General features: G+C 55.6%; 3 protein-coding genes. All 3 read right to left on the reverse strand.

Annotated elements, in window-relative coordinates; all coding sequences use genetic code 11:
- Positions 1–35 precede the first annotated feature (35 nt).
- Positions 36–5189 (reverse strand): FG-GAP-like repeat-containing protein, encoded by a 5154-nt coding sequence (locus IC229_RS32730; RefSeq protein ID WP_190892811.1) that lies wholly within the window; start codon positions 5187–5189, stop codon positions 36–38.
- 211 nt (positions 5190–5400) lie between these two features.
- Positions 5401–9450 (reverse strand): hybrid sensor histidine kinase/response regulator transcription factor, encoded by a 4050-nt coding sequence (locus IC229_RS32735; RefSeq protein ID WP_190892813.1) that lies wholly within the window; start codon positions 9448–9450, stop codon positions 5401–5403.
- 864 nt (positions 9451–10314) lie between these two features.
- Complete coding sequence (locus tag IC229_RS32740; RefSeq protein ID WP_190892815.1) at positions 10315–10626, reverse strand: hypothetical protein; 312 nt, start codon at positions 10624–10626, stop codon at positions 10315–10317.
- Between the last annotated feature and the right edge of the window lie 207 nt (positions 10627–10833).

Genomic DNA, 10833 nt, shown 5'->3' on the forward strand with positions numbered 1-10833 from the left:
TAGCTGCTCTGGCTATCCTACCCGTTGTGCTGGGCTTAGTTGCCACCTAATCGCAACCGGCTTTCGGCTCCCATCAATAAGCGACCGCTCTGAGCGTAGATCACCCGCAAAGCCTGCCCCTGGTAACTGGCTGGCAAACTCACCGCATGATTCAAGGTCACTGCATCACTCAGTAGGGGTACCCGACCACACGACCATACGCTCCCATCACTCCAATCACCCGCCTTCACACTGTACATACTCACGCAACCGCCTGGTGTGACCACACTCAGCGGCAGCAGCGTGGATACCGAACCTCCCGCCGGATCGGTGGCAATTACCGTCACCCCGTAAAAAGCGCTGGCACTGGCCGAAACTGTGCCCGCAATCGTAGCCGGAGCCACCAAACTCAGACCAGGCGGCAAGCCCACCGCCGACAGACTCAGGTTATTGGGCGTTTCGGCATCGGTGAAGGTATTGGCCGGAATGACGTAGCTAAACGCCTGCCCCACCGTAGTTGACTGAGGGGGTATAGCATTGGCCACTCTCGGGTTGCCGTTGGCGCAATCCCTCAGCCAGTTGTAGCTGAAGGTAGCCTCGCCCGGTGTGCCTTGCTGACGAGCTTTGAAAACAATCACCGGATTATCCGTGAACACGTTCAATTGATACGGCTCATTGATGGCGATGGTCCTGGTTTCATTCACCACCGACAGGCTGATGGGCTGGCCATTGGTGGCTTCAAAGCTGACGGTGAAGTTGATGCGTCGTTCGAAATAGCCCACATGATTACAGTCCAGCATCGTTACTCCAGTGATGGCGAAACTACGTTGCTGCACACTCAGCACGAAGGTGGTGCTGGCCGACAAGCCACCCGGGTCGGTGGCTACGACCGTGACCCTGAAGGGCGAGCCGACGGTGGTAGAAGGCACACCTGTGATAGTGTTGGGCGCCACGAAACTCAGCCCCGCCGGCAAGCCTATCACCGACAGGCTAAGGCTGTTGGGGGTTTCGGCATCGGTGAACGTAGTGACGGGGATGGTATAACTAAACGAATCACCGACCGTAGCGGCTTGATCAGGGATAGCGGCAGCCACGGTCGGTGCGCAATTCTGGTAGCCTACGGAAGCACTGGTGGAAGCCGAACAACCGTTGGTACCCGTCAGCGTCACCGAATACGAACCGGCTACACTCACCGAGATGGTGGACGTAGTGGCCCCCGTACTCCACCGATACGTTCCCTCGCCCACGGCGGATAAACTCACCGAGGATGTAGTACAACTCAACGTAGCACTAGGGGGAGAAATGCTGACGGTGGGTGGCGTCTGATCGGCGGTAACGCTGAGCGTCGCCGTGCTAAAGCAACCGTTAGTACCCGTCAACGTCACCGAATAGGGACCGGCGGCCGTCGCACTAATAGAGGAGGTAGTGGCCCCCGTGCTCCATCGATATGTTCCGACGCCTATGGCTGATAAACTTACCGAGGACGTAATACAGCTTAACGTAGCGCTAGCGGGAGAAATGCTGACGGTGGGCGGATTCTGGTCGGCACTCACACTGGCCGTGGCCGTGCTGGAGCAACCGTTGGCACCCGTCAGGGTCAGCGAATACGTAGCCGCCGTACTCACCGAGATGGCGGACGTAGTGGCTCCCGTGCTCCACCGGTACGTTCCCGTACCCACCGCCGACAAACTTACCACTGGATTGGTGCAGGTCAACGTAGTGCCGGTCGGCGTTCCGATCCTCAGGGCGGGGCGCGCGTTGACCGTTACCGAGGTGGTGGCGGTGGCGATCTGCCCCTCGCTGCTGACCGTCAGAGTGAAGACCTGTACCCCTGAGCCAGTGGCCGTCAGGCTCTGACTAAAGGCGGAGGTGGTGGCGGAGCCGCTGATGGGGTTACTGCCGTTGGTAAGTGTGTAGCTGTAGCTGCCACTGAGGTTGCCCACGCTGGCCACCACCGAGATGGGTTGACCCGTACAAACGGGGTTGGGACTGGCTAACAGGCCGGTGAGTGTGGGAGGCAGGGACAGGTTGAGCCGCACACTCACACTATTACTGCGAACATTAGCAGCTAAGAAATCCAGATCTCCGTCCCCATCCACATCCCCAACAACCACGGTTTCAGGATAATCCCCTACCACAATCTCGGGGGTGATGGCCGGGGGGGTGAAGTTGCCCGACCCATTATTGAGCCGTACACTTACCGTGTTGCCAGCACCGTTTGCTGTTACCAAGTCCAGATCGCCATCCCCGTCCACATCGCCCAACGCCACACTAAAGGGATACTCCCCCACGACGGGATTAGGGTTGGTAGCTGGGAGGGTGAAGTTACCCGCCCCATTGTTGAGCCGCACACTCACCGTATTGCTATAATAATTGGCCGTTAACAAGTCCAGGTCACTGTCTCCATCCACATCCCCCAAGGCCACGCTCCAGGGAGAATTGTCAACGGCAGGATTAGGGTTGGTAGCTGGGGGAGTAAAGTTGCCCACCCCATCGTTGAGCCGCACACTCACGTTGTTGTCACCATAATTAGACGTCACAAAGTCCAGGTCGCCGTCTCCATCCACATCCCCCAACGCCACGCTGCTGGCACCACTCCCTACCACGATCTCGGGGTTGATTGCCGGGGGAGTAAAGTTGCCTGACCCATTGTTGAACCGCACACTTACCGTGTTGCCAGCACCGTTTACCGTTACCAAGTCCAGATCCCCATCTCCATCCACATCGCCCAACGCCACACTAAAGGGACGACCCCCTACGGCGGGATCAGGGTTGGTGGTTGGTGGTGTAAAGTTACCCGCCCCATTGTTGAGCCGCACACTCACCGTAGTGCTGCCAGAATTAGCGGCCACAAAGTCCAGATCTCCGTCCCCATCCACATCCCCCAACACCACGCTACTGGGAACAGTGCCTACCCTAGGGTTAGGATTGGTAGCCGGGGCTGTGTAGTTGCCCAACCCGTCGTTGAGCCGCACACTCACGTTGTTGTCACCATAATTAGACGTCACAAAGTCCAGATCGCCATCTCCATCCACATCTCCCAACGCCACGCTGCTGGCACCACTCCCTACCCCAGGCTCTGGGTTGATGGCCGGGGCGGTGAAGTTGCCCCGGCCGCTGCCCCCCACCCCGGTGGTGAACCCGTACACCTGACCCCGGTTCAGCTGGGCCCCACCCGTACTCTGGATAGCCGTCGTGCTGGTGACAAACACCGTCTCTCCCGGTTTAAAGTCGGATCCTGGATTGAAGGTGAGCGTATTGCCGCTCACACTGGCACTGCCTCCCTGCCCGTTGCGTAGCAGGCCGCCCCGCTGGGCGCTGAACACTCGCAAGCCGCTCAGGCTGGTGGGGTTCGAACTAACGGGCTGGTTAAAGGTCAGGGCCACGTTGGTGGTCCGGGGTGCCGAGCGGGCATTGCGGACCGGATTGAGGCCCGTCAGGGTAATGCATTGGGTAACCGTTACCGAGGTGGTGGCGGTGGTTACTTGTCCGCCACTGCTGACCGTCAGGGTGAAGGTTTGCACCCCCGAGCCACCCGCCGTCAGGCTCTGGCTAAAGGCGGAGGTGGTGGCGGAGCCGCTGATGGGGTTGCTGCCGTTTGAGAGCGTATAACTGTAGCTACCGCTGAGATTGCCCACGCTGGCTACCACCGAGAGAGGTTGACCCACACAAACGGGGTTGGGGCTGGCCGACAGGTCAGTAAGTGAGGGGGGGAGGGGGCCGTTGAGCCGCACACCCACGGCAGCGGAGTTATAATCAGGTGCCACAAAGTCCAGATCACCATCTCCATCTAAATCCCCCAACGCCACGTTCCAGGGGTTAAAACCCAAGTTGGGGTTAGGGTTGGTGGCGGGCGCCGTAAAAGCACCTAAACCGTCGTTAAGCCGCACACTCACATATGAGGAATTAGCAGCCACAAAGTCCAGATCGCCATCCCCATCCACATCCCCTAACACCACGCCGTAGGGAGAACTGCCCACGCCTACCTCGGGGCTGGTAGGATGTGGGGTAAAGCTTGCCGACCCATTGTTGAGCCGTACACTCACGGTGCGGCTGTTATAATTAGTGAAGACCATGTCCAGATCGCCATCCCCATCGATATCCCCGAACGCTATTTTGGAGGGATTCTCCCCCGCCCCAATCTCGGCGTTGAGGGTGGGCGGAGTAAAACTGCCCGCCCCATTGTTGAGCCGTATACTTACGTTATTACTGTTACTATTTGCGGTCGCCAGGTCCAGATCGCCATCCCCATCCAAATCGCCCAGCGTCACGCCGTATGGACTATCGCCCACGCCCACTTCGGGGCTAGTAGGGTGTGGGGTGAAGATACCTGATCCATTGTTGAGCCGCACACTCACCGTAGTGCCGCTAGTATTAGCGGTGAGCAGGTCCAGATCCCCGTCCCCATCCACATCCCCTAGCGTCATGCCCCAGGCACCACCGCCCACGCTCACCTCAGGGTTGGCAGGATGTGGGGTAAAGCTTGCTGACCCGTTGTTGAGCCGTACACTCACGTTGCTGCTATTCGAATTAGCGATGAGCAGGTCCAGATCGCCATCCCCATCCACATCGCCTAACACCACATTACGAGGAGTAACTCCTGCCGCAAGGGTGGAGTTGACCGCCGGGGTGGTAAAGCTGCCCGTCCCATTGTTGAGTCGTACACTCACGATGGAACGAAAAGAACTAGCACAGACCAGGTCCAGATCGCCATCCCCATCCAAATCCCCAACTGCCACGTCGAAAGCGCCGACCTCCACGCCCACCCCGGAGTTGGTGGCGGGTGCCGTAAAGTTGCCCTTGCCTGTGCCGCCCACCCCGGTAGTAAACTGATGGATCTGACCCCGGCTCAGCCGTCCCCCACCCGTACCCTGAATGGCCGTCGTGCTGGTGACAAATATTGTCTCCCCCGGTTTGAAGTTGGTTGTCGGATTGAAGGTGAGTGTATTGCTGCTCACACTAGCGCTGCCTCCCTGCCCGTTACGTAGCAAGCCGTCCCCTTGGGCGCTGAACAACCGCACGCCCCCCAGCGTGGCGGCATTGGTGCTCAGCGATTGGTTGAAGGTCAGGCCCACGTTGGTCGTTCGGGGGGCGTTCCGGGCATTGCGAACCGGATTTAGTCCAGTCAGGGTAAGAGGCTGGCCAGAGACTAGCTGGACCAGAAACCACAGGGTCAGCAGTAGCACCAGCCGGTAGTAGGTGTGTTTCATGGGAATAGACTAAATGATTGAGTAAGACCCCGACGGAAGGCGTAACGGAGACCATCAGCCGCCATTAGATAGACGGGGCAGAACCGGCATTTGTCCTTCCAGGACCAGGCCAAAAGTAACGAGGACGCCCTCTGGCGACTATAACAAATGATTCAATTTCGATAACGAATGATTCAATTTTGCCCAAAAACAAGGGTAGAAGACGGTTTTATCAGCCTTGATCAACAAAATCGCTGGGACTTACCTGATACAGCTCCCGAAAACACTTACTGAAGTAGGAAGGGCTCTCAAAGCCCACTTGAAAAGCAGCTTCACCCACCGAAGCCCCTGACCGAAGGAGTTGGGCAGCCTTTTTGAGCCGGTAGTTACGTAGCAGTTCGTGGGCCGTTAGCCCGGTCAGTGCTTTAACTTTGCGAAACAGGGTGGCCCGGCTCATGCCCAGTTCGTCCATCAGCTGATCCAGGCCAAAACCGGTATCGCTCAGGTTGGCGTCGAACAGGGAGTACAAGCGACCCAGAAACGGGTCGGCAGTTTCGGGAATTGGCGGAGGTGAAGCCGGGTCAGGATTTCGCAGACTGGCCTGCACCCACTCGCGCTGCCGCTGTTTACTAACCAGCTGATTGCGTACCCGCAGTTGCAGTTCCGTAATCTGAAAGGGCTTCGTCAAGTAGTCATCGGCGCCCAGCGAGAGCCCCGCCAGCCGATTCTCCACCGACGACTTGGCCGTCAGCAGGATGATGGGAATATGGCTGGTGCGCTGATCGGTTTTCAACTGGTTGCAGAGGGTAAAGCCGTCCATCAGAGGCATCATCACATCCGAGAGGATCAGATCAGGTAGCTGTTCCAGCGCTTTTTTAAGCCCATCCTGACCGTTAACGGCCCGCCGAACCCGGTAGTGATGGGGCAAACTATCGATAATAAAGCGGGCCAGTTCATCATTATCTTCTACGACGAGTAAGTCGGCCGAAGGAACTGATTCGGAGCTATCCAGCGGGGCGCTGTCCAGCGAATCGGCGGCAGGGACATCCATCCCCTCAGCCTTCCTGTAGGGTAACTCGACCACGAACGTAGTACCCTGGTTTGGCTGGCTCTCGACCGAAATCTGTCCACCCTGCAACTGAACCAGTTCCTGCACCAGCGCCAGACCAATACCCGTTCCGGGTGTATAATTTGTATCATCGACTGAACTGGTGCGCCGGAGCGACGGCCGGGATGACCCGGTGGGGAACCGCGTATCACCAACCTGATAATAGCGGTCGAAGATATGAGGCAGGTGCTCCGCCGGAATGCCAACGCCCGTATCGGCAACGGTTAGTTGGATACGCTCCGATGCTTCTGTCAACGTTACGTTAATGGTACCCGCTTTGGTAAATTTCAGGGCATTAGCCGTCAGATTGTAAACGATACGTTCCAGCTTTTCAGCATCGAACCAGTAATCGCCAGTTACGTCGGAGGTAAACGTCAGGCTGAGCCCCTGGGTGGTGGCCTGGTCGGTTAAGGGATTCAACCAGTGACGAACAAATTCGGTCAGGTCTCCTCTCGACTCGTGAATGGGCATCACGCTAGCCTCCAGCTTGGACAGGTCCAGCAGTTGATTGATCAGGCCCAGCAGCTGATGCGCATTCTGTTCGATGATTTGTACTAAACGTAGACGGTTTTTGGGTTCGATACGTTGGCTCTTTAGCTGTTCGGCGGGACCAAGAATAAGCGTAAGTGGCGTACGAAACTCGTGGGTGATATTGGTAAAAAAGTTGTTCTTGAGCGTATCGACGGCTCGCAATTGGTCGGCTTCCTGCTGGCGAAGCTGAACGGTCTGCTTGAGCCGGATTCGATTTAGGTAAACCTGGAGTAAACCCCAGGCCAGGCTCAAGCCAATCAGAAAATAGAGGGCAATGGCCCACCAGGTGGCCCAGAAGGGCGGCTGGATGGTTATCGCCAACTTACGAACGTAGCGGCTCCAATGACCTGAGGTGTTGGACGCATTGAGCATCAGGGCGTAATCGCCCGGTGGCAGGTTGGTATAAATAGCCTCGGGCCGGGTCGTCTCCTTCCAGGTGTCTTCCAGACCTTGCAGGCGGTAGCGGTAGCGGTTCTTAGCCGGTCGATTGAATTGTAAGGCGGCAAACTGAACGGTTAAATAATTCTGGTTATGGGCAAGGATAAGCTGATCGGTAGCCTGAATGGGTAACGTATCGAGCAACGATCGATTAGCGGACGTAGTGGTATCCGAGCCGTCGGGTGCTGGCAGATCGGGCTGAATGAGTTGATTATTTACCTGGAGCTGAGTCAGTTCAACCCTTGGCTCAAAGGTGTCCTGACCAATCTGCCGGGGATTGAACAGGGTGAACCCTTCCAGACCACCCATGAGAATGTTGCCCTCTGGGAACTGAACGTAGTGGTTCCGGTTAAACTCATCAGCCATAATGCCGTCATCCCGCGTAAAGGTCTGGGTGGTAAACGTCCGGCGGTTCATTCGGCATAGCCCCTTATTGGTACCCACCCACAAATACCCGTAGCGGTCGGGCAGGGCTGAGTATACTACGTTGTTGGGCAGTCCATTGGCCTGCGTAAACCGGCGAAACCGCCCCGTTTGCTTATCGAACAGACACAGCCCACTGCCAAAGGTACCGATCCACAACCGGTTGGCGTCGGCGGGATCGGCCGACAGACAGTACAAGGAATTGCTGCTCAAGGAGGTGGCATCGCCGGGCCGGTTGACAAATTGCCGAACCTCGCCATTCCGCCGGTCGAGCCGCCAGAGTCCCCCCACCTGACTGGCCAGCCAGAGTTCCTGCTCATCGACCACCAGTTCCGTAATGGGTCCCGTGGATAGGTTAGTGGTAATCGGGTAGCGAAACCGGTTCCAGCGATGCGTCTGTTCATCGAACCAGAACGCCGTTGAGTCATACACCGCCCAGATATGGCCCTGGGGATCCCTCGTCAGGGGGCAGGAAACTATTACACTCCCTTCGGTGATAAGGCGGACGGGTAAGGGGAAATGCTCGATCCGGCCGGTTCTCCGATCCATCCGGTACACATCCGGCCTGCCTACGCTGAACCAGAGACGACCTGCCGCATCGAAGGTCGATCGAAACGTATAGGTGTTCGATCCCCGCAGGGTGGCCAGTACCGCTGGCGAAACAGGGGGTAGTCCCAGCGAATCGCGGGTGAGTAGGTCCAGATAAAATTCACGCACGTACCGGTATTTCTGAAAATGGCTCGGCTGCAGGTCGTAGGTGCGTATACCCGCTCCGCTGGTGCCCATCCATAAGACATTGGTTCGATCGACGAGCAAACTCCGGCACTCCTCGTTGGGCGGGTTCCAGTGGGCTATGAGCTGGACACCCTGCTGGTCGGTAAACCGAAACAGACTGCTCGACCGACCGAAATACAGCGTTCCCTGCCGGTCGATGGCCGTATTCCAGCCTACTCCATCGCTTGTAACAGGCAGTGGATAAGCCCGCAACTGGCCCGTGCGTGGCTGGAGCAGGGTGAGATAGTGGTGCGAGAAGAGTATGAGTTCGCCGTTCGGCCGGAGACGAACAGCAGTGATTCTGTTGTTCGGCAGTGACTGGGCCTGGCCGAGCTGGTGTCGCCAGTGGGTAAACCGTTGGGTGGCTTCCTCAAAGCGATCCAGCCCACTGTCCGTCACCAGCCAGATCGTCCCATCAGCGTCTTCCTGCATATCGAATACGCCATTGCTGCTGATAGACGAAGCTTGCCGGGGTTGGTGCTGAAACCAGTGGCCTTCTTTCTTGGCTACATCCCAGCAAAAGAGGCCACCGCCAAAATCCATCAACCAGAGCCGGTCCAGCCGATCGATGTATATACTATACGTGGTACCACGTTTTACCAGTTGGCGGAAAGTGGCTTGCTGCGAGACATTGGTGAATGTTTCTGTGCTCGGGTCGAAGACATCGATATCCCCCCGCTCGGAAACGATCCAGATGCGCCCGTGCCGATCTAGTTTAAGTTGGGTGAGTCCGGCAAAGGAGAGCGAGGGACGCCCGTCGGGGTCGGGTTGAAAGACCTTAAATCGCTGGCCATCGTACCGACAGAGGCCATCACGGGTGGCGGCCCAAATGAAACCCTGTTTATCCTGCACAATAGACGGCACAAAAGCCTGGGGTAATCCCTGACGATCGGTAATGGCCTGAGGCTGGGGTAGTTGAAACGACTGCGCCCACAGCCCGCCCGATGAGGCCAGCAGGCTCATCAAACAGACTAGAACACGCCTAACAGACGGTCTGGATAGAGTCATACCCGTTCAGCAAGCCCAGGTTACGTCGTCTGCTGTGACGGGTAGTCTAGAGGCATCGCTCGTTGTTTATGGGTTAGTTGAGTAACGGACTGGAACAAAGCTAGCTTTTTTACGCAACACTCGGCCTTCTCTCGCTTAAAAATGAGTGATGGTACATAGGAATATATGTACAGTGTATACGGTAAACGTGACGAAAAGATCAAGAATATAGAATTGATGACGAACACGCCTTCGGCTTGCTGTTAACCAAGACGAAGGCATTGACTCCCGCCGGGTTTCTGAAATTGGTTATCGATGCATCGGAAATTTATCCTGATTTACGTGGAAGGCGTAGTGTGCATTACACTTCCTGGGTATTCTTACCACTGGCTTGTCCTAGATAGTCACGGGTGCTTGCACAAGCGAATGATTTCGGGAGGGGTCATGCCCATTTTCGTTCATTTAAAGGATAAATAATTACACCAAATAGCTATCTAATTTACTATCAGTGAATGATTTATATTCGCCACAAGTATAAACGGAAACCGTTCACGAAAACCTCCGATTTAATTGGGTTCAGGCCTATTAAATCCTTGGTATTCCCGGTGAAATTGACCACCTGATTCTGCCAGCAGCTGACCAGGTGATTTCGGGACAGATTAACCACCCTATTCTTCTTTTCATCAGCGAGTTATCTTCTTCCCCCCGTAGTGTTCGGAGTGGTCAATTGGCAACGGAATTGGGTGGTCTGTGGCAGCGAATTCTCCAAATCCTGAGTATATAGGATAGTCAATATAGAATGAAAGCTCATTAATGTGTTTCGATCAGACTTTATCAGATTTCAAATGAAGCTATTCGCATGAAGCTAATTGGTCTTAATACGCATCAAATAGCGGGTGAATTCGATCGTCTGGTTTCAAACTCAGCGTACTCCAGCGCGAAAAACCGACAGACACTGGGGTACGCTCGACGCAGTGCATTCAATTGTCCATATACCTGGAATATAGTGACCACCTGAAATGGCCTAGCGGTAGGATCTTCAGTTAACCGTGTCAATTTCTTCTCTTCATTTAGAAATAACTCTTGTCCATTGCCGTCTTCCATTAACAAGACATAACTCAGGGAGAGACTTTCTTCTTCTTCATCCATAAACGCGCCTTCTAACCGGTAAAAAGTCTTAAGTTGAGGTGTTAACATATCCTATTGGGTTACCCTATATAACGCCCTAAAGCAAGGTGAACATTTACGCTTTTCGAAGGCCTTGCACCAACAGGACAAAACTGTGCACGAAACCCGCTTCAATTTTGACAGTTTCTGTGTTATATAGGACTTTCGCAGACAGATAAAAATGGTTAATTTTTGAGATGACAACAACTCGCGAGTTATACTGCCAGTACTTACTCT

Origin of the sequence: Spirosoma profusum (assembly GCF_014699005.1) — a bacterium.
In the GTDB taxonomy this organism is placed as follows: Bacteria; Bacteroidota; Bacteroidia; order Cytophagales; family Spirosomataceae; genus Spirosoma; species Spirosoma profusum.